Genomic DNA, 18,644 nt, shown 5'->3' with positions numbered 1-18,644 from the left:
TCGGCCACTCCGCTGCCCCGCAGAGAAACGATCATGCATGATCGCGGGTACACGCACGTCACGCCGTGCGCCGGTGACGCTCCGTCGCCGATGGCGACGCCTTCGGCCAAGCCCGTCACCGCTGAATGCCAACGGAAGGCCGTGATCGGCTCCACCCGGGCACCGGGTACGGGATCTTCGTCCTGAAGCGGGCTAGCGTGCTGATCGACGATCACTGCCGGTGATACGGAGGTCACCTTGGGTGCGAGAAACGAGGTGCCGCCCCCTCGTCGCGAAGAAGCGCACTGGACGCACGAGGACGCGCGGTGCTCCGATCCCGACGGCGGGCCGTACCCGGGACGTGAGGACGCGCCGGACCCGGTTCGCGATGACGTGCCGGACTTCGTCCGCGATGACGTGCCCCCTCCGGCCTACTTCCTGCGCAGCCTTCCCGCCATGCCGGTGACCGCGTGGCTCAGGGCCTGGGCGACGTCCCTCGGCCCGTTCGCCGCCGGGCTGGTGCTCGCGTTCGCGATGGGCGCGGGTGTGGCGCTGGGCCTGCACCCGGCGTGCGGCGGCGCCGCCGTCCCGCACGCCCGGGTCTCGTCCGCCGGCCACTGAAGCCCCATCGACCGGCCTCTGGCGAACACCCCGGCCGGCCGCTGGAGAACGCGCCGGCCGGCCGCTGAAGGGCTCGCGGGTCGTCTCGCCGGTGGGCTCTGAAGGCTGAAAGCACGAAGGCCCCGGTTGGATCGACCGGGGCCTTCGTGTTCTTGCTGCTCAACCAAGCGCGGAGGATAGGAGATTCGAACTCCTGAGGGGTTGCCCCCAACACGCTTTCCAAGCGTGCGCCCTAGGCCAACTAGGCGAATCCTCCGCCGAGAAGCTTACCGGACTTCGGAGCCTGCCGAGACCATGGAGATGACGACGAATCGGTCTCGACGTTCCCCGGCGGCTGCGCCCCGAGCACTGCCGCGCACGGCTAGACTGTCACCGGACCCCTCGCACGGCGTCATCCTGTGAACCTCCCCAGGGCCGGAAGGCAGCAAGGATAAGCGGGCTCTGTCGGGTGTGCGAGGGGTCTCTTCGCTGGAGCCTCGAGGCGGTGTCGTCACATGATCGCGACGATCGGCACACACGACCCTGAAGACGCTTCGGTGATCACCCACTCCGACCCCCTAGGCGAGGAGACGGCATGAGTCTCGCTCTCTACCGCAAGTACCGGCCTGGGACGTTCGCCGAGGTCAAGGGTCAGGAGCACGTCACCGAGCCACTGCGGCAGGCGCTCAGCACCGGCCGCGTCAACCACGCCTACCTGTTCAGCGGGCCGCGCGGGTGCGGCAAGACCTCCAGCGCGCGCATCCTCGCCCGCTCGCTCAACTGCGAGAAGGGCCCGACGCCCGACCCCTGCGGCGAGTGCGAGTCGTGCGTGGCCCTCGCGCCCACCGGGGTGGGCCACCTCGACGTCATAGAGATCGACGCCGCCTCCCACGGAGGCGTGGACGACGCCCGTGACCTGCGCGAACGCGCGTTCTTCGCCCCGGTGTCGGCGCGGTTCAAGATCTACATCATCGACGAGGCGCACATGGTGACCCGTGAGGGTTTCAACGCGCTGCTCAAGCTCGTCGAGGAGCCCCCGCCGCACCTGAAGTTCGTCTTCGCGACCACCGAGCCCGAGAAGGTCATCGGGACCATCAAGTCGCGCACCCACCACTACCCGTTCCGGCTGATGCCCCCCGCGACGCTGCGGCAGCTGCTGGAGGAGATCCTCCTGTCGGAGTCGGTGCCGTACGAGCCGGCCGCGCTGCCGCTGGTCGTGCGCGCGGGGGCCGGCTCGGCCCGCGACTCGCTGTCGATCCTGGACCAGCTCCTGGCCGGCGCCGACGAGGTCGGCATCACCTACGCCCGCGCCGTGTCCCTGCTGGGGTACACCGACGGCGGGCTGCTCGACGAGATCATCGCCGCGTTCGCGCGGCGCGACGGCGCCGCGGTCTTCCAGGCGGTCAACCGGGTGGCCGAGGGAGGTCACGACCCGCGCCGGTTCGCGATGGACCTTCTCGAGCGCTTCCGCGACCTGGTCATCCTCGCCAACGTGCCGGAGGCGGCGCACAACGGCCTGCTCGACCGCCCGGCCGACGAGCTCGAGCGGCTGGCCGGGCAGGCCGCCTCCATGGGGCCCGGCGAGCTGACCCGCGCGGCCGAGGTGTTCAACGCCGGGCTGATCGAGATGCGGGGCGCCACCTCTCCCCGTCTGCTGCTCGAACTCATGTGCGCCCGGGTGCTGCTCCCGGCCGTCGACCAGGGCGAGGCCGCGATGCTCGCCCGCCTCGAACGGCTGGAGCGCGGCGGCGTGGTCGCGGCGGCCGCGCCGGCGCCGGGCGCCGCGACCTCCGGCACGCGGGCCGGCGCGGCGCACGAGCCGCGGGGCGCCGGCGAGCCGCAGTACCCGCAGCCGGGCCAATCCCAGCGCGCGCCCGTTCCAGATGTCCAGGAGGCCCCTAGGCAGGACATCTCCGGTCAGGGCCGGCCGCCGGTCGAGGCGAGGACGCCCGCCGCCCGTCCGCCCGCGGACGACTGGCCCGCCCCCGCGCGGGCCGGCGCCGCCCGCGCGCAGGAGGGCTCGGCCGCTCCCCAGTCGCCCGCGCACCGGCCGGACACCCCCTCCGCCGGGCCCGTGGTCCAGGCGGCGTCCGGCGCGTTCCAGCACACCTGGCCGCAGATCCTGGACGTGCTCAAGCGGCGCTCGCCGGCCGTCTGGGCGAACGTCAACACCAACTCCCAGCTGATCGGCGTCGAGGACAACATCGTCACGCTGGGCTTCAGCCAGGTCGGCGCCATGCGCAACTTCATCAACGGCGCCAAGGACGCCGTCGTGGCCGCGGCCATCGCCGAGGTCATGGGCGGCAACTGGCGGGTCGAGGCCGTGGTCGGCAACGCGCCCGGCGGCGGCGCGCCCTCGACTCCGGCGGTGCGGCAGGCGCCCGCCGCCAGGCCGGCGCCCGCGCGGCAGGAGGCCCCGCCGGCGGCGGCGCAGGCTCCCGCCCAGCCGGGCCCCACAAGCGCCCCGGCACCGGCGCGGCGGCAGGCTCCGGCCTCCGCGCAGCGGCCTGCGGGGGCGGCGTCCACGGCGTCCACGGCAGAGGAGCCATGGCCGGACGCGCCGCCGCCGGACGACGAGGGGCATCCTCCGGGCCCCGGGTTCACCGCCGCCCGTCCAGGGCTCGCCGCGGCGCGCTCGGCCGCGCAGGCGGCGGCCCAGGCCGGGCCGCGCCAAGCGGGCGCCACCGGGTGGCCGGACGCCGTCCCGGGCCGTCCGGGGCCGGCGTCGGTCGAGACCGACGAGGTCGATCCGGACAACGACGCCGACGCGGACGCCGACGCCCTGACCGGCATGGCCCTCGTCCAGCGCGAACTCGGCGGCCAGATAATCGGCGAGATCGACCACACCTAGCTAGTCGCCGGTGGCGATGACGCCGGCCTTCTCGATCATCAGCACGGCGCTGCGCACTGGGACGACGGGCCTGTGCATCAACCCGGCCGGGACGGTGAAGGCCTGCCTGGGGCCGAGTTCGACCGTGTCGGCGTCCTCCAATTCGATGCGGAACAGCCCGTCCAGCACGAAGAAGAACTCATCCTGCTCATCGTGCTTGTGCCAGTGGTACTCCCCTTGCATGACCCCCAGCCGTACCCAGACGTCCCCGACCTGGATGAGGGTCTGGTTGTACCAAGGGTCATCGACCTGGTCGATCAACGCTTGGACGTCCATGGTCTGCAGGGTGGTGAACAGCGGCTGGTAATGGATGGCGTAGTCGGGCTGTGACACGGTCTCCTCCTTGCGAGGCGGCGGCCATGGGCGAACTCGGCTCTTTCGGGACGGCCCGAGGTCAGGACGTGGTGGTGATGGGGGCGATGCGGGGGGAGGCCAGGCGCACATAGTCGTGGGTGGCCAAGGCGATCGAACGGTCCAGTCGGGCGGCGTTGAAGAACAGCTCCGGCACCCGCATCAGCGCCGGGTCGGCGATGACCTCCAGCCCGGGGTGGTAGCTGAAAGGCAGTACGGTTCCGCTCACACTTCCCGCCAGTTCTTCGGCCTTGTCGCGGCCGGCGAAGGCGACGTAGGTCCCCTTCAGCGACTCCTTGACCGCCTGCAGGTCCAGGCGGGCGTCACCGGGAACCACGGCCAGCACATACCGGGTCCGCTTCTTGCCGAGCTTGACCATGACGATCAGGCACTTGGCCGCGTGCGCGACGTCGTGCCCGCGCAGCGCGCTGACCACCTCGGTACGTCCTTCGGGCGGATGGTCTATGAGTCGGTAGCGGGCCCCGGCCGCGTCCAGATCCGTGATCAACCGTGCGTAAAGCCCCGTGTCGAACGCGTCGGTAGCTTCGAGGCCGAGGCCGGCGGTATCGCCCTGCAGCTCACCACTCACCGCTCAACATCTCCTTCGCCTCGGCGATACGGTCCTCATCGCGCTGATAGAACACCCACTGTTTGATCTTCTTGCCGCGCACCAGACCCGCCTGCGAGAGCACCCGTAGATGCTCACCACAGGTCGGCTGGCTCACCCCGAGCTTCTGGGCGATCAGCAGCGAGCAGACGCCGTCACGCACCAGGTCACCGTCACGCTGCGGCGGAAAGTGGCGCTCCGGGTCACGTAGCCACTCCAAGATGAGCAGGCGCCTGTCGTTCGCCATCGCCTTGATCAGGTCCACATCGAGCACTTAGGGAATATGGCAATTTGCTAATTGCCTGTCAAGCATGAGTGCGCCGCGGCGGCCGCTGCACGGACGGGCGTGCACATCATGCGGTCTTGACGTTATGAGTGCTGTTCCTTGACACCGTCGCCGTGCCGGTTCTGGGACGCTGGAGTCGCGCACCGGGCGGGGGCGGCGCGCCCGGTCGGGCGGTACGGTCACGACCGTGCCGGCATGATCGTCGAGGGCCGGGGCCACCCGGTGCGATGTGGTCCGCACCTGGGGCGGGCATCTTCGGCGCCGTGTCCCGCGGCCGGTCCCCGCTTGCCTACAACGGACGTCGCCAGTGCAACATCCGTGGCAAACCCCGTAGGCTCGTGCCACACGCGAAGCCATGAGGAGCGCACGATCGTGAATCCAGGTGATGTCAACCTGCAGCAGTTGCTCGAGCAGGCGCAGCTCATGCAGCAGCAGCTCGCGACCGCACAGCAGGAGCTCAACGACGCGGAGGTCGAGGGCACGGCCGGCGGCGGCCTGGTCGTCGCCACCGTCAACGGGAGCGGCGAGCTGCTCGAACTGAAGATCAGTCCCAAGGCCATCGACCCCGGTGACCCGCAGGACACGGCCGACACGATCGCCGACCTGGTGATCGCGGCGGTGCGCGACGCCGTCCGCGCGGCGGCCGACCTCCAGCAGGAGAAGCTCGGCCCGCTGGCCCAGGGCCTCGGCGGGGGCGGACTCCAGCTTCCGGGGTTCTGACCGCCATGTACGAGGGGGTCGTCCAGAACCTGATCGACGAGCTGGGCCTGCTTCCCGGCGTCGGTCCCAAGAGCGCGCAGCGCATAGCTTTCCACCTGCTGGCCGCCGACCCGGCCGACGTCAAGCGGCTGGCGCACGCCTTGCTGGAGGTCAAGGAGCGCGTCCGCTTCTGCCGCGTCTGCGGGAACGTCGCGGCCGAGGAGGAGTGCCGCATCTGCCGGGACGCCCGGCGCGATCCCCATGTCATCTGCGTCGTCGAGGAGTCCAAGGACGTCGTCGCCATCGAGAAGACCCGCGAGTTCCGCGGCCGCTACCACGTGCTGGGCGGGGCGATCAGCCCCATCGAGGGCGTCGGCCCGGACGACCTGCGCATCCGCGAGCTGATGACGCGGCTGGCCGACGGGCGGGTCACCGAGTTGATCCTCGCGACCGATCCCAACCTGGAAGGGGAGGCCACGGCCACCTATCTGGCCAGGTTGGTCAAACCGATGGGTTTGAAAGTCACACGATTGGCCAGCGGTCTGCCAGTGGGCGGAGACCTCGAGTACGCCGACGAGGTCACCTTGGGCCGCGCTTTCGAAGGACGGAGGCTGCTGGATGTTTGACGAGTGGAACGCCATGGCGGACCGCATCGCCGCGCACGCGCAGAACTATCTCGACGGCTTGACGAGACTGGCGGGCGGCGAGGGCGGCGACGCCATGCTGCCCATGCTGCTCGTCGAGGTCTCGCAGGTCAGTCTGGCGGGTGCGCAGCTCGGAGCGGCGCAGGATGTGATCCTGCAGGGCAATTTCGAGCCCGCGACCGGTCCCGACCCCGACCTCGACGGGGTGCGCACGGCGCTCGCCACGCGTCTTGGCCCGGTGGACGACTACGCCGAGGTGTTCGACCCCTACAAGGACACCGGGGTCACGGCCTACCGCCTGTCGGACGACCTGGCGGCCGTCGCGGCCGATCTGATCCACGGGCTCGGCCACTACCGCGCGGGGCGCCCGCTGGAGGCGCTGTGGTGGTGGCAGTACTCGTACTTCAACACCTGGGGCAACCACGCGGGGGCGGCCATGCGGGCGTTGCAGGCGCTGGTCGCCCACACCCGCCTGGACGTGGTGGAGGAGACGACCACCGCGTGAGTCCGGCGGCCGGCGCGGGGGCCCCGCGCCGGCACGGTCGTCCGTGGGATCAGTTGTACACAGGCAGGTCCGGTTCGGGCTGGTCAGCGGGGTCGGTTGTCCACATGCTGGGCTTAATCGGCGGCGGTCATGGGTGCCCCCAGTAGACTGTGAGCTCCGCATACTGAACCTTTGGGAGACATCCCGTGGCGCTCGTTGTCCAGAAATACGGTGGTTCCTCCGTCGCCGACGCCTCCCGCATCAAGCGGGTGGCCCAGCGGATCGTCGCGACGAAAAAAGCCGGCAACGACGTCGTGGTGATCGTCTCGGCGATGGGCGACACGACCGACGAGCTGCTCGACCTGGCCCAGCAGGTGACGCCGCTGCCCCCCGGGCGCGAGCTCGACATGCTGCTGACCGCCGGCGAGCGCATCTCGATGGCGTTGCTGGCGATGGCCATCGCCAACCTCGGCGACGAGGTGCGGTCGTTCACCGGTTCCCAGGCCGGCGTGATCACCGACTCCACCCACGGCAAGGCGCGCATCATCGACGTGACGCCCGGCCGCATCCAGGAGGCCGTGCGCAGCGGGCAGATCGCCATCGTCGCCGGCTTCCAGGGCGTCTCCCAGGACACCAAGGACATCACGACGCTCGGGCGGGGCGGTTCCGACACCACGGCCGTCGCGCTGGCGGCCGCCCTGGGCGCCGACGTCTGCGAGATCTACACCGATGTCGACGGCATCTTCACCGCCGATCCGCGCATCGTCCCGGCCGCCCGCCAGATCCCCCGCATCTCCTACGAGGAGTCGATGGAGATGGCGGCCTGCGGCGCCAAGATCCTGCACCTGCGCTGCGTGGAGTACGCCCGGCGGTTCAACCTGCCGATCCACGTCAGGAGCTCGTTCAGCAGCAAGGAAGGCACCTGGGTCGTCTCCGATCCCCACACTGAAGGAACCGAGATGGAGCAGCCGATCATCTCCGGCGTCGCGCACGACCGGAGCGAGGCAAAGATCACTGTCGTCGGGGTTCCCGACAAGGTCGGAGAGGCCGCGGCCATCTTCAGAACGCTCGCGACCGCCGAGATCAACATCGACATGATCGTGCAGAACATCTCGGCCGCAGCCACCGGGCGCACCGACATCTCCTTCACGCTGCCCTCGGCCGACGGCACCTCCGCCGTCACGGCCCTCAAGCGCATCCAGGAGCAGATCGGCTTCGAGAAGATCCTCTTCGACGACCAGATCGGCAAGGTCTCGCTGATCGGGGCGGGCATGCGCTCCCACCCCGGCGTCACCGCCACCTTCTTCGGCGCCCTGGCCGACGCCGGCATCAACATCGAGATGATCTCGACCTCCGAGATCCGCATCTCGGTCATCGTCAGCCAGGACGAGGTGGACGCGGCGGTCGCCGCCGCCCACCGGGCCTTCGACCTCGACAGCGACCAGGTCGAGGCCGTGGTCTACGGAGGCACCGGAAGATGAACGCCCACGAGCACACCGGCGAGGAGAGTGACCGAGCAGTGAGTTCCGACAAGCCCACCCTGGCCGTCGTCGGCGCCACCGGAGCCGTCGGCACGGTGATGCTGGAGATCCTGTCCAGCCGCCCCGACGTCTGGGGCGAGATCCGCCTCATCGCCTCACCCCGCTCGGCCGGCAAGAAGCTGGTGGTCCGCGAGCGGGAGGTCGAGGTCGTCGCGCTGTCGCCCGAGGCGTTCGACGGGGTCGACGTCGCCATGTTCGACGTGCCCGACGAGGTGTCGGCGCAGTGGGCGCCGGTGGCCGCCTCCCGCGGCGCGGTCGCCGTGGACAACTCCGGCGCCTTCCGCATGGATCCCGACGTGCCCCTCGTGGTGCCCGAGTGCAACCCCGAGGCGATCGCCCGGCGGCCCAAGGGCATCATCGCCAACCCCAACTGCACGACGCTGTCGATGATGGCCGCCCTCGGCGCTCTGCACCGCGAGTACGGCCTGCGCGAGCTGGTCGTGGCGTCGTACCAGGCCGTCTCCGGCATGGGCGTCGCGGGGCCCGAGCGGCTCTACGACGAGATCGCCGCGGTGGCGGGAAACCGGGCCATCGGCACGGTGGCCGGCGACGTCCGCAAGGCCGTCCCCGACCTGGTCGACTCGCCGTTCCCTGCTCCGCTCGCGTTCAACGTGGTGCCCGCCGCGGGCTCGCTCAAGGAGGACGGCTGGTTCTCCGAGGAGCTCAAGGTCCGCAACGAGTCGCGCAAGATCCTCGGCATTCCCGACCTGAAGGTCTCGGCCACCTGCGTCCGCGTACCGGTCATCACCACCCACTCGCTGGCCGTGCACGCCACCTTCGACGAGCCGGTGACGGTGGCCGCGGCCCGGGCGGTGCTGGAGGCCGCGCCGACGGTGGTCGTTCTGGACGACCCGGCGAAGGGCGTGTTCCCCACCCCTGCCGACGTCGTGGGCACCGACCCCACCTACGTGGGGCGCATCCGCCAGGCGCTCGACTTCCCCAACACGCTCGACATGTTCGTCTGCGGCGACAACCTGCGCAAGGGCGCCGCACTGAACACCGCCGAGATCGCCGAACTGGTCGCCGTCGAACTCTCCTCCCGCTGACCCACCCGCACACCACTCGATCGCGTCCGCCCTCGGCCGTTACGTCGCGTTCCGCTTCGGCCGCGGGCGGGTGCGGCGTGGGTACCGGAGTGGGTCGATAGTGACATGCGCGACTGGACGCGCCGGCCGCCGTCCACCCGCGCGATCAAGTGCGCGCGTGCCCCGTGCCGCCACGCGCCTCCTCGGGCCGCCGACACAGCCCCGGAGCGGGCGATCGCTCCATCGCAAACGATCGCCCGCTCCGGGAGTCACTGGGCACACAGGCGGCCGGCGGCAAGCCTGTTCGGCGGGGTTCGGGCCGGTCGGAGTGGTCTGCCCCGTTGGGGTCGTGGTGTGGGTGTGGGGTGGGTCAGAGGAATGTGATGTCCCAGTGGCTCGGCTCGTTGGCGTAGGTGGTGTGGCCCTGAGGGCGGTGCTCGTAGAACAGCCGGGCGCCGTCGCCGCGGACCCGTCCCCGGTACTTGCTTCTGATGAACCGGTCGATGCACCGGTTGTGGGCGACGTCGATCTTGTAGCCCTTGCCGTGGCTGTGCACGCCTCCGGCGTGGCCGGTCTCGGTGCCCCCCGTGACCAGGACGTCGCAACCGCTGCGGCGCTTGAGGTCGACCAGGCCCCACAGCGTCTGCAGCCGCACGGTGGCCAGCGAGGTGCAGGAGTGCCGGTGCCGGTTGACGCAGTTGCCCGACGACCGCCATCGCAGGCCCGCCCGCTGGAGCCGCCTCGCGGCCTGCGGGTGCCGGAGCCGCAGGCCTGGGTACAGCAGATGCCGCCTCCACAGCATCGGGCTGACCATCCCGGAGGCCATGGCGACGCGCTGAGCCATGCGCGGCGACGCCGCCGCGCGCCGCGCGGCGGCCACCCGGACGACGACCGGCGCCCGGCGGACGCCTACCGCGGGCAGGCCTCGGCGGGCTCCTACTGCGGGCAGGCCTCGGGGGACGCCTGCCGTGGGCAGACCTAGCAGACCTCGGCGGGCTCCTACTGCGGGTAGGCCTCGGCGGATGGGGGCGGCCATGCGGAGGAACGCTTCGCGGCGCGAAAGGCCTGCTTTGGGAGCGAAGGACCCCCGGCGTGTGGCCTTCGGCGTGAGTGCTCTTCGACCGGCGCCGGCGGTGTTCACGATGAGGTTCGCGCGCCGCGTCGGAGCGGTCTCGATGGCAAGGCGTGCGCGCCGGGACGGAGCGGCTTCGACGGCAAGGCCTGCTCGCCGGTGGTTCGTGATCGCGCTGGAGGACATGGAGGTGCGGACCGCCGAGGTCTCCGGAGCGAGGGCCGCCGCGTTCCTTGACGTCGCGGTCACCCTGACGCGGGCGGCCTTCGGGGTCTGCGGAGTCTTCGGGGTCTGCGGGATGACCTTGACCCGAGCCGCTTTGGTGATGGCCGCGGTCGCCTTGAGCCGAGCCGCTTTCCGGAGGGCCGCGGTCGCCCGGGCGGGAGCCGCCTTCGGGGTGGTCGTGGTCAGGGTGGTGCGGGGCGCCTTTCGAGCGAGGGCGGTGTCCGCGGGGGTGGCGGACCGGGTGAGGGCGGTGCCGGTGCGGGTGGTGCCGGTGCGGGTGGTGGCGCGGCGGACTGCCGCGTCCGGGCCGGCCGCCTCAGGGATGCCCCTTTCGGGTGTCACCCGTTCCGGTACCGCCGGATCGAGGGCGACCTGCCGCGGGAAGCGGGCTCCGGCGCGGCCGGAGGCCATGCCGGAGCCGCTCGACGTCGTGCCGAGCCGATCGGGCGCGGAGCGGAGGTCCGTGCCGCCCGGCCGTGGAGCGGCCGCCGAGGCGGGCTCCGCCGAACCCAACGCCGTCACTGTGATCTGCACGGCGAGCAACGCGCAGGCACCAAGCCACGCGGGCCCCCGTGTGCATGGATGCACACCCATATTGATCCTCTGTCGCAAGGCGCCCCTCCGCCAGAGGATCTATCCCACCCGCCCAAAGTGCTGACTCCACTACTCTGCGTGTTTTTGCGGGAAAATGGCGGGCATGCTGTGCGTCTGTGACCATGGAGGGTTCCTGGCCGTACAGTTGCCACGTGGTCGAATCGACGCCGAGAGCGCGTGGGGGAGAAAAGACCCGGGAGGTCATCGTCGAGACGGCCCTGCGCCTGTTCAGGGAGCGGGGGTACGAGGCGACGACCATGCGGGCCATCGCGGCCGAGGCGGGCGTCTCCGTAGGAAACGCTTACTACTACTTTTCGTCGAAAGAGCAGTTGGTCCAGGCTTACTACGATCGGGCGCAATGCGAGCACGAGGCCGCCTGCCGGGAGCTCCTGGCGGGCGAGCGCAGGTTCGCGGCCCGGCTGAGCGGGGTGCTGCGTGCCTGGGTCCGGGTGTCCGAGCCGTACCACGGGTTCGCCGTCAAGTTCTTCAAGCACGCCTCGGAGCCGAGCAATCCGCTGAGTCCTTTCAGCGGGGAGTCGGCGCCGGCGCGGGAGGCGGCCATCGCGATCTACCGGGAGGTCGTGGAGGGCTCCGCCGACCGCATCGACGCGGAGCTGCGCGAGGAGCTGCCCGAGCTGCTGTGGTTGTCCTCGCTGGGAGTGGTGCTGTTCTGGGTCCATGACACCTCGCCGGGGTGCGAGCGCACGTACCGGTTGATCGAGGTCATGGTGCCGCTGATCGACCGGCTGGTGGGGCTGTCCCATCTGCCGGGCCTGCGCGGGGTGACCAAGGACTTCATCACCGCCATGCGGGAGCTGCGCGCCTGAGCCGCCGTGAACGGTGAGATGACCCGTGCGCGGCATACCGTCCGGTTGGTATGGTCGGCCGTCAGGAGGTGGACAGTGAAGCGCTGGGGCATCACGATCCCGTTCTTCGACCGCACGATGGCCGAGTCCAAGGAGCTGGTGACCGAGCTTCCGGGGCTCGGTTACACCGACGCCTGGTCCGCCGAGGTCAGCGGCACCGATGGCTTCGTCCCGCTCGCCCTGGCCGCCGACTGGGCGCCCGCGCTCCGGCTGGGCAGCGCGATCATCCCGGTGTCCACCCGGGGTCCGGGCCTGCTCGCCATGTCGGCCGCCACACTCGCCGACCTGGCGCCCGAGCGGTTCGTGCTCGGCATCGGCGCCTCGTCCCCGGTGATCGTCGAACGGTGGAACGCCGGGGAGTTCGTCAAGCCGTACGCCAGGACGCGTGACACGCTGCGCTTCCTCAGGAAGGCCCTCGCGGGCGAGAAGGTCACCGAGAGGTACGAGACCTTCGAGGTGAAGGGCTTCCGGCTGGAGCGGGCGCCGAAGGTGCCACCGAAGATCGTCCTCGCCGCGCTGCGTCCGCGCATGCTGGGCCTGGCGGCGCGGGAGGCCGACGGGGCCATCACCAACTGGCTCTCCCCGCAGGACGTCCGCACCGTGCGCGCCGAGCTCGGACCGGAGACCGAGCTGATCGCCCGCCTGTTCGTCTGCGTCAGCGAGGACGCGGAGAAGGTCAGGAAGCTCGGCAGGCGCATGCTGGCCGCCTATCTGACGGTGCCGGTGTACGCGGCCTTCCACGACTGGCTGGGACGGGGCGAGGTGCTTCGTCCAATGCACGAGGCGTGGGCCGCGGGCGACCGCAAGGGCGCGCTCGACGCGATCCCGGACGAGGTGGTGGACGCGCTCATCGTGCACGGCGACGCGGCGACCTGCCGGGCGCGCATCGAGGAGTACGTCGCCAACGGGCTGACGACCCCCGTGCTGGCTCCGATCGCGACGGGTGAGGTCCCGATGGCTCAGGCCGTCCGCGACCTCGCTCCGGCCGCCTCCATCTCGTCCCCGGCCGGCTGAGGGCCGCGCGGCGAGGACGGGCGGCCAAGACGCGTGGCCAAGAAGCGTGGCCAAGGCGCGTGGCCAAGGCGGGCGAGGGGAGTGCCGGCGGCGAGGTCGGGCGGGGAGACCGCGCCGGCGGGCCGTCCGGGACGGAACTCCGGGACGGGGGCGGGCGTTATCCGGGTGCGGTTGGGTAGTGGCGTCCCTCGACGAGTCCCGACCGTGCGCGTGTGGCGGTGGCACAGACGGAGGTGGCCCTCATGAGCAAGGCTGGACGCGCGGCCGCGGCCTACCGCGCCTATCAGGACATCAGCCGCCCGGGCTCGCCCGGGCTGATGGCGCGGCTCAGGGCACTGCCGAGGATGATCGGTGGCGCGCTGCGCGGGGAGTACAGCGACCTGGGCAAGGGCAAGCTCGCTCTGATGGGCCTCGGCATCGTCTACATCGTCTCGCCGATCGACGTGCTGCCCGACTTCCTGCCGCTGATCGGGGTCGCGGACGACTTCGGCGCCTTCCTGTGGCTCATGAGCTCGCTGCTGGGCGAGAGCGGCCGCTACCTCGACTGGGAGCGCAAGCAGGTGCGCGGCGAGGTCTCGGGTGTCTCCGAGGTCTCCGAGGTCTCGCGGTGGCGGCGTCGCTCGCGGGCCTAGTCTTCGCCCTCGCGCAGCAGCCAGGCCCGGGACGGCAGGGGATGGCCGAACAGACGGGCGGCGTTGCCGTAGGCCACCCTGCCGATGTCGGCCGGGGGAAGGCTGCCCAGGTTGCGGGCCAGGGCCTGCTGGACATCCGGCCAGGTGGACTCCGAGCGCGGGTAGCCGCTCTCGAGCAGGACGTGCTCGAGCCCGACGGCCAGGCGCACGCCGGACAGCGCGTAGTCGTCCAGCGTGCCGAAGTAGAAGTTGCGGCGGAGCACCTCGCTCGGCTTGAGCCCGCCCTCCCAGGTCGCCTCGTCCGCGACCGGATGGTCCAGGGCGTAGTCGGCCCGCGCGGCCAGCATGGGTAGCCATCCGACGCCGCCCTCGACGATGAGGATGCGCAGCTTGGGGAAGCGCAGCGGGATGCCCGACCAGAGCCAGTCGGCGCAGGCGAACATCGCGCTCGCCGGGATCATCGTGGTGATGGCCTCGATGGGCGTGTCCGGCGAGGGCACCGGCGACCACGACGAGGCGCCGGTGTGCAGGCAGACGACCGTGCCGGTCTCTTCGCAGGCGGCGAAGAACGGATCCCAGTGGCCGGTGTGGATGGAGGGCAGCCGCAGCCGGGTCGGGAACTCGGGGAAGACCACCGCCTTGAACCCGCGGGCGGCGTTGGCGCGGATCTCCTTGGCGGCGACCTCGGGGTCGGGCAGCCAGGGGAGCTGGAGCGCGATGATGCGCTCGGGGTAGGTGCCGGCCCAGACGTCGCAGTGCCAGTCGTTCCACGCGCGGATGAGCGCGAGGCCGAGATCCTGGTCGCGGGTCTTGGCGAAGGCCATGCCCGCCTGCACGGCCAGCATGCCGGGGAAGCTGAGCGCGGCCCAGACCCCGGCGATGTCCATGTCCTTGACGCGGGCCTCGATGTCGTGGCAGCCGGGCCGCATCTCCTCGAAGCGCACCGGGTCGAGCGTCCACTGGTCGCGCGGAAGGCCGGCGCCGGCGTCCATGCCGGCGCACGCGTAGGTGGCTCCGCCGTATCGCCACACCTGATGGCCCGCGTCGGTCTCGACGACCTTGGGGGCCATGTCGACGTACCTCTCGGGAAGCCGGCCTTCGAACAGATCCGGCGGTTCGATCAGGTGATCGTCGACGCTGATGATCACATAATCTCGCCGCCTCGGCTCGGGGTCAGGGGGCAGCGATGAGTTCACAGGGAAAACCGTATGCCGCAGGAATAACACCAGACAAGCTGGGAGGTCTCCGATCGGTATCCGTTCGCGCGCGCAGCGGTGTCCGCCGCCGTGAGAGCCCTTACCTCAAAACGTGACGATTACGACAAGCGGTCGGTCACGGGACGCTCGCTCGCGGCGCGGAAAGCGGCCGGTGGCAGGCTCGTGGCCGCCGGTGGCAGCCCGGTGGCAGGTCGCTGTCAATGGCCGGTGGGGGGCCGGTGGAAGGCGGCCGTCAATGGCCGCCGGTGGCGGGGGCTTCCCCGGCGACCGGCTGGTCGGCGCCGGGAGCGGGGAGGGCGTCGGTGGCCGGGGCGGCGTCGCTCTCGGCCCTGAGGTCGTGCGCCTCGCGGCGGATCAGGGTGAACCACCCGCCGATCGCGATGCCGATGAACAGCCACCACTGGACGGCGTAGGCGAGGTTGAGGCCGCCGCCTCCGCCCAGGTCGGGCTCGGGGACCGGGTCCGGCGCGGCGGCCGCCACGGGCTGCTGCGCCGTCAGCTCGACGTACCCGCCGAACAGCTTGTACGGCATCGTCCGGGCGAGCTTCGCGGTGTCGATCAGCAGGACCTGGCGGGGCGGCAACCCGGCGCGGTCGGTGATGCCGGTGTTGTCCTCGGTCTCCGCGGGGCGTAGCCGGCCGGTGACACTTACCTCACCCGCGGTGGGCGGCGGCACCTCCGGCGGGGCCTCGGCGGTCGGTCCCATTTGAACCCAGCCCCGGTTGACGATGACGGCGGCGCCGTCCGCGGTCACCAGCGGAGTGATCACGTAGAAACCGGCCTGCCCGTTCTGCGGGCGGCGGCGAACCACCAGCTCATGCGCCTGATCGAAGCGGCCGGTGACCGTGACGGTGCGGAACTTCACCGCCTCGGGCACGCTCGCGCCCGGCCGGTCCAACTCGGCGAGCGGGACGGTCGCCGCGGCGATGTTGGCGTGCGCCCGCTCGCTGGCCGCCGACCGCTCCTCGTAGCGCCCGAACTGCCATCTGCCCAGGAAGACGAACGCGGGGATGAGCAGCAGGACCAGCAGGTGGAACGCCAGCCATCGCGGTCTCAGCAGGAACCGGTACACGCTTTCAGCCTAGGCAGGCCGGTGAGTGGTCCAGGACCCGGCCACGGCAGGCGGCCACCGCGGTCACGCCATGCGCGTCCTTGTACGTGGTGAAGGTCCCCCCACCGGCCGATCATGATCTCGTGGAACCACTCGCGGACGGGGAAGGCATGCCGTACGGTCGTACCGATTTCATCCACGGCACGTCGCTCTGTCCCGCAGGAGCCGTCTCGCATATGACCGCGTCCACTCTCGCGTCGCCGTCCGCCGCCGCCCCGCACCCGGCGTTGCCGAGGATCTCCGTTCTCGTCCGGCACGCGGCGCCGCGCGTGCTGGAGGGCATGATCCTGCCCGTCGCCGTGTTCTACGCGGGCCTGCTGGTGGCCGGGGTCAACGGCGGGCTGGCCATGGCGGTGGCCTGGGTGTACGGAGGGGCCGCGCTGCGGCTGGTCAGGCGGCAGAGCGTTCCCGGCACCGTGCTGCTGGCGATACTGGCGATCACGGTGCGGGCGGCGCTGGCGCTGGTCACCGGTGACGTGGTCATCTACTTCCTGCAGCCGACGCTCGGCGTGTTCTGCGCGAGCCTGGCCTTCCTGGCCACGGCCGCCGCGCCGCGCCCGCTGATCCAGCGGGTCACCACCGATCTGGTGCCGCTGCCCGAGCATCTGCTCCACCATCCGGTGATGCGCCGGTTCTTCAGGCACCTGTCGCTGTTGTGGGGAACGGTGCAGTTCGTCAACGGGACGCTGAGCCTGTGGCTGCTGTTCAGCGAGTCGATCGAGACCTACCTGATCGTCCGGACGTCCGCGGTGGCCGTCCTCATGGTCGCCGCGGCGGGGGTCTCGCTGCTGGCCTTCCGGCGGGTGCTCCGCGTCCTGCAGAGGCTGTGACCGGGCGGCCGTGAGTCGCGGCCGGGACGGGCTCGGGGCCGGTTCCTCGATGCCGCGATGGGCTGGCTTGGCGATGCCCGGCGTCAGCCGGCCAGGCGCGCGCCGGGGCCGAGGCGGGGGGTGACCTCGCGGGGCGAGGGCACCTCGTGGCCGTCCGCGCAGCGCATGTGCAGTTCGACGGGGGAGCCGCAGTCGCGGTGGGTCAGGACGACCGAGGGGCCGTCGGGGTCGGCCACGTAGCGGTCGCCCCAGTGCATCAGGCTGACCATGATCGGGTACAGGTCGAGGCCCGCCTGCGTGAGGCGGTACTCGTCGCGGCTGCGGCTGCCGGGCTCGCGGTAGGGGACCTTGCGGAGCAGCCCTTCCTCGACCAGCCGCGTGAGGCGGGCGCTGAGCACCTGGCGGGGGGCGCCGGTGCCGGCCTGCATGTCGGCGAACCGGCGCACGCCGTTGAAGATCTCCCGTAGCACGAGGAGCGTCCATTTCTCGCCGATGACCGCGAGCGTGCGCTCGATCGAGCAGTTCTCCACCCGGAAATGGGTTCGCCCGGACATGGAGGCATCGTAGGCGTTCATTTCCCTCCCTCCAATGCGGCTAAGTCTAGTTGACAGACTCAGGCGGGCTGGGCGAGTCTGGGTTCATGATTCAGACTCAGGCCGACTCGCGTCGTGCGCTCCCCTCCGTTCCCGGGACGCCCGCGCCCCGACCGGGTACGGCGCCGGTCGCCGCGGTGCGCGTCCGTCCCGCCCGGATGGACGACGAGGACAGAGTGCGGGCCTTCGTCGCCGGACTGTCCCTGCGCAGCCAGTCGCTGCGCTTCTTCGGCGGAGTCCCGCGGCCCGGCAGGGCGCTGGTGAGCGCCATGGTCACCGTCGGCGAGGCGCGCGACGTCCTGCTGGCCGTGGACGCCGGCGAGCGGATCATCGGGCACGCGATGAGCTTCACCCGGGACGGGTCGACCGAGATCGCGGTGGTCGTCGCCGACGCGTGGCAGGGCGTGGGGCTCGGCTCGCGGCTCGTGCGCAGGCTGCTCGCCCGTGCCGTCGCCCGCGGCGCGACGGCGGTGACCATGGACGTCATGGGAGAGAACCGCAAGGTGCTGTCCATGATCGCCCGGTGGTGGCCGCACGCGCGGATGCGCGTGGTCTCCGGCACCGTCGAGATCGCCGCGTCGCTCGAGGCGGCGCCGGCCGGCTGAGCCGCACGCCCCGCCGCCGCCGTCGCTCCCAAGGTCGTTAGGATGGGGTGCGCTCGGAGGGTTGTGCCCCGGGGTTTGCAGAACAAGGTTCTGTTGAGTCACCATTGACATCGTGAAGACCGCGAAGAACGGACGAGACGGCCGCACCCGCATCATCGAGGGTGCCCTGCGCCGCTTCAGCCAGGACGGAGTCTCGGCCACGACGCTCGCCAGCCTCCGCGAAGAGAGCGGCGTCAGCGTGGGGAGCTTCTACCACCACTTCGCCAGCAAGGAACACGTCTTCGGGGTGCTCTACTCCGAGATCCAGAACATGTACCAGCAGGCGTTCGTGGAAGAGCTGTGCCGCCATGACAGCGCCCGGGGCGGCATCGAGGCGATCGTCGCCATGCACATGGCCTGGTGCGGCGAGCACCCCGAGCGGGCCCGCATCCTGATCAGCGAACGCCCGCCCCGCCGCGACGAGCCGGGCGGCCCCGAGGTCGCCGAGTCCCGGCGGGCCTTCTTCCGCCAGGTGTCCGACTGGTGGCGCCCGCACATGAAGGACGGCGTGCTGCGGCCGGTGCACCCCACCATGTGCTACGTGCTGTGGCTCGGCCCGGCCACCGAGATGTGCCGTCTGTGGTTCTCCGGGGCCCACCAGCCGACCGAGGAGGAGATCAGGTCCCTCTGCGAGGCCGCCTGGCTGAGCCTCCGGCTCGCCTGACCCGGCGCGCCTGCGGCCGGGGGTCCCGGCCGGCCGCCTAGAGTGGGCCACCCCCGTTCCGCGCGGCACAGGATGG

20 protein-coding genes, 1 tRNA gene and 1 other RNA gene are annotated in these 18,644 nt (G+C 71.2%); 14 read left to right on the top strand and 8 right to left on the bottom strand.

The annotated features are described in order from the left end of the window. Positions 1-237: 237 nt before the first annotated feature. The gene (locus ABZU32_RS20295; protein ID WP_354924190.1) at positions 238-600 is read left to right on the top strand and encodes a hypothetical protein; all 363 of its coding nucleotides are present in this window, start codon (positions 238-240) and stop codon (positions 598-600) included. Positions 601-770: 170 nt separating this feature from the next. Here the strand turns inward: ABZU32_RS20295 and ABZU32_RS20290 are convergent. Beyond that, positions 771-856: transfer RNA gene (locus ABZU32_RS20290), tRNA-Ser, on the bottom strand. A gap of 116 nt (positions 857-972) precedes the next feature. On the opposite strand from ABZU32_RS20290, the gene ffs reads away from it, so the two are divergent. Both ffs and ABZU32_RS20280 read left to right on the top strand, forming a co-directional pair. Then, positions 973-1,068: signal recognition particle sRNA small type (gene ffs, locus ABZU32_RS20285), an RNA gene on the top strand. A gap of 106 nt (positions 1,069-1,174) precedes the next feature. Then, a complete protein-coding gene (locus tag ABZU32_RS20280; RefSeq protein ID WP_354924188.1) occupies positions 1,175-3,430 on the top strand; it encodes a DNA polymerase III subunit gamma and tau in 2,256 nt (751 codons plus the stop codon). Here ABZU32_RS20280 and ABZU32_RS20275 read toward each other — a convergent pair whose 3' ends face one another. The 3 genes from ABZU32_RS20275 to ABZU32_RS20265 form a co-directional block, all read right to left on the bottom strand. After that, positions 3,431-3,802 carry a cupin domain-containing protein gene (locus tag ABZU32_RS20275; protein ID WP_354851674.1) on the bottom strand — a complete coding sequence of 124 codons (372 nt, stop codon included), beginning with the start codon at positions 3,800-3,802 and terminating at the stop codon, positions 3,431-3,433. A gap of 61 nt (positions 3,803-3,863) precedes the next feature. Then, positions 3,864-4,409 carry a YbaK/EbsC family protein gene (locus tag ABZU32_RS20270; protein WP_354924186.1) on the bottom strand — a complete coding sequence of 182 codons (546 nt, stop codon included), beginning with the start codon at positions 4,407-4,409 and terminating at the stop codon, positions 3,864-3,866. Then, positions 4,399-4,701: a helix-turn-helix domain-containing protein gene (locus ABZU32_RS20265; protein WP_354851670.1), complete on the bottom strand. Its 303-nt coding sequence runs from the start codon at positions 4,699-4,701 to the stop codon at positions 4,399-4,401. The genes ABZU32_RS20270 and ABZU32_RS20265 overlap by 11 nt, the downstream gene beginning before the upstream one ends. Positions 4,702-5,085: 384 nt before the next feature. On the opposite strand from ABZU32_RS20265, the gene ABZU32_RS20260 reads away from it, so the two are divergent. From ABZU32_RS20260 to ABZU32_RS20240, 5 genes are all read left to right on the top strand, one after another. Then, positions 5,086-5,433 carry a YbaB/EbfC family nucleoid-associated protein gene (locus ABZU32_RS20260; protein ID WP_354924184.1) on the top strand — a complete coding sequence of 116 codons (348 nt, stop codon included), beginning with the start codon at positions 5,086-5,088 and terminating at the stop codon, positions 5,431-5,433. Between the two features lie 5 nt (positions 5,434-5,438). Next, positions 5,439-6,038 carry a recombination mediator RecR gene (gene recR, locus ABZU32_RS20255; RefSeq protein WP_354851666.1) on the top strand — a complete coding sequence of 200 codons (600 nt, stop codon included), beginning with the start codon at positions 5,439-5,441 and terminating at the stop codon, positions 6,036-6,038. Continuing rightward, positions 6,031-6,561 carry a DUF5063 domain-containing protein gene (locus tag ABZU32_RS20250; protein WP_354851664.1) on the top strand — a complete coding sequence of 177 codons (531 nt, stop codon included), beginning with the start codon at positions 6,031-6,033 and terminating at the stop codon, positions 6,559-6,561. Before recR ends, ABZU32_RS20250 begins: the two co-directional genes overlap by 8 nt. 185 nt (positions 6,562-6,746) lie before the next feature. Continuing rightward, positions 6,747-8,021, top strand: coding sequence for an aspartate kinase (locus ABZU32_RS20245; protein WP_354924182.1), 1,275 nt, complete (start codon positions 6,747-6,749; stop codon positions 8,019-8,021). 38 nt (positions 8,022-8,059) lie between these two features. Beyond that, positions 8,060-9,127 carry an aspartate-semialdehyde dehydrogenase gene (locus tag ABZU32_RS20240; protein ID WP_354924179.1) on the top strand — a complete coding sequence of 356 codons (1,068 nt, stop codon included), beginning with the start codon at positions 8,060-8,062 and terminating at the stop codon, positions 9,125-9,127. Positions 9,128-9,476: 349 nt separating this feature from the next. On the opposite strand, the gene ABZU32_RS20235 is transcribed toward ABZU32_RS20240, so the two are convergent. Beyond that, positions 9,477-9,950, bottom strand: a complete 474-nt coding sequence (locus ABZU32_RS20235; RefSeq protein ID WP_354924178.1) for a hypothetical protein — start codon at positions 9,948-9,950, stop codon at positions 9,477-9,479. Between the two features lie 1,199 nt (positions 9,951-11,149). Between ABZU32_RS20235 and ABZU32_RS20230 the strand changes: the two genes are divergently transcribed. From ABZU32_RS20230 to ABZU32_RS20220, 3 genes are all read left to right on the top strand, one after another. Continuing rightward, a complete protein-coding gene (locus tag ABZU32_RS20230) occupies positions 11,150-11,824 on the top strand; it encodes a TetR family transcriptional regulator (protein ID WP_354851656.1) in 675 nt (224 codons plus the stop codon). Positions 11,825-11,899: 75 nt separating this feature from the next. Continuing rightward, a complete protein-coding gene (locus tag ABZU32_RS20225) occupies positions 11,900-12,877 on the top strand; it encodes an LLM class F420-dependent oxidoreductase (protein WP_354924176.1) in 978 nt (325 codons plus the stop codon). 242 nt (positions 12,878-13,119) lie between these two features. Further along, positions 13,120-13,509, top strand: coding sequence for a YkvA family protein (locus ABZU32_RS20220; protein WP_354924174.1), 390 nt, complete (start codon positions 13,120-13,122; stop codon positions 13,507-13,509). Here ABZU32_RS20220 and ABZU32_RS20215 read toward each other — a convergent pair. Both ABZU32_RS20215 and ABZU32_RS20210 read right to left on the bottom strand, forming a co-directional pair. Next, positions 13,506-14,705 (bottom strand): amidohydrolase family protein, encoded by a 1,200-nt coding sequence (locus ABZU32_RS20215; RefSeq protein WP_354851648.1) that lies wholly within the window; start codon positions 14,703-14,705, stop codon positions 13,506-13,508. The genes ABZU32_RS20220 and ABZU32_RS20215 overlap by 4 nt on opposite strands. Before the next feature lie 253 nt (positions 14,706-14,958). Continuing rightward, positions 14,959-15,798, bottom strand: coding sequence for an SURF1 family protein (locus ABZU32_RS20210; RefSeq protein ID WP_354924172.1), 840 nt, complete (start codon positions 15,796-15,798; stop codon positions 14,959-14,961). Positions 15,799-16,013: 215 nt separating this feature from the next. Here ABZU32_RS20210 and ABZU32_RS20205 point away from each other — a divergent pair, with 215 nt between their 5' ends. Continuing rightward, on the top strand, positions 16,014-16,667 hold the full coding sequence (locus ABZU32_RS20205) for a VC0807 family protein (protein ID WP_354924171.1): 654 nt from the start codon (positions 16,014-16,016) through the stop codon (positions 16,665-16,667). Between the two features lie 83 nt (positions 16,668-16,750). On the opposite strand, the gene ABZU32_RS20200 is transcribed toward ABZU32_RS20205, so the two are convergent. Beyond that, positions 16,751-17,221: a helix-turn-helix domain-containing protein gene (locus ABZU32_RS20200; protein WP_354851641.1), complete on the bottom strand. Its 471-nt coding sequence runs from the start codon at positions 17,219-17,221 to the stop codon at positions 16,751-16,753. A gap of 86 nt (positions 17,222-17,307) precedes the next feature. Here ABZU32_RS20200 and ABZU32_RS20195 point away from each other — a divergent pair, with 86 nt between their 5' ends. Together ABZU32_RS20195 and ABZU32_RS20190 are read left to right on the top strand one after the other, a co-directional pair. Then, on the top strand, positions 17,308-17,865 hold the full coding sequence (locus ABZU32_RS20195) for a GNAT family N-acetyltransferase (protein ID WP_354924169.1): 558 nt from the start codon (positions 17,308-17,310) through the stop codon (positions 17,863-17,865). A 112-nt stretch (positions 17,866-17,977) separates the two neighbouring features. Continuing rightward, positions 17,978-18,568, top strand: a complete 591-nt coding sequence (locus ABZU32_RS20190) for a TetR/AcrR family transcriptional regulator (RefSeq protein ID WP_354851637.1) — start codon at positions 17,978-17,980, stop codon at positions 18,566-18,568. Positions 18,569-18,644 lie beyond the last annotated feature (76 nt).

The sequence above is a fragment of the Sphaerisporangium sp. NPDC005288 genome (assembly GCF_040607475.1).
Taxonomy (GTDB): Bacteria; Actinomycetota; Actinomycetes; order Streptosporangiales; family Streptosporangiaceae; genus Sphaerisporangium; species Sphaerisporangium rhizosphaerae.
The sequence above is the reverse complement of the archived record's forward strand: the minus strand, read 5'-3'. Positions and strand labels throughout refer to the sequence as shown.

Excerpts from the sequence above, each read along its gene's own strand:
- ABZU32_RS20280 (WP_354924188.1), top strand. The coding sequence starts at position 1,175 with ATGAGTCTCGCTCTCTACCGCAAGTACCGGCCTGGGACGTTCGCCGAG.
- recR (WP_354851666.1), top strand. The coding sequence starts at position 5,439 with ATGTACGAGGGGGTCGTCCAGAACCTGATCGACGAGCTGGGCCTGCTT.
- ABZU32_RS20250 (WP_354851664.1), top strand. The coding sequence starts at position 6,031 with ATGTTTGACGAGTGGAACGCCATGGCGGACCGCATCGCCGCGCACGCG.
- ABZU32_RS20235 (WP_354924178.1), bottom strand. The coding sequence starts at position 9,950 with ATGGCTCAGCGCGTCGCCATGGCCTCCGGGATGGTCAGCCCGATGCTG.
- ABZU32_RS20220 (WP_354924174.1), top strand. The coding sequence starts at position 13,120 with ATGAGCAAGGCTGGACGCGCGGCCGCGGCCTACCGCGCCTATCAGGAC.
- ABZU32_RS20205 (WP_354924171.1), top strand. The coding sequence starts at position 16,014 with ATGACCGCGTCCACTCTCGCGTCGCCGTCCGCCGCCGCCCCGCACCCG.
- ABZU32_RS20200 (WP_354851641.1), bottom strand. The coding sequence starts at position 17,221 with ATGTCCGGGCGAACCCATTTCCGGGTGGAGAACTGCTCGATCGAGCGC.
- ABZU32_RS20195 (WP_354924169.1), top strand. The coding sequence starts at position 17,308 with ATGATTCAGACTCAGGCCGACTCGCGTCGTGCGCTCCCCTCCGTTCCC.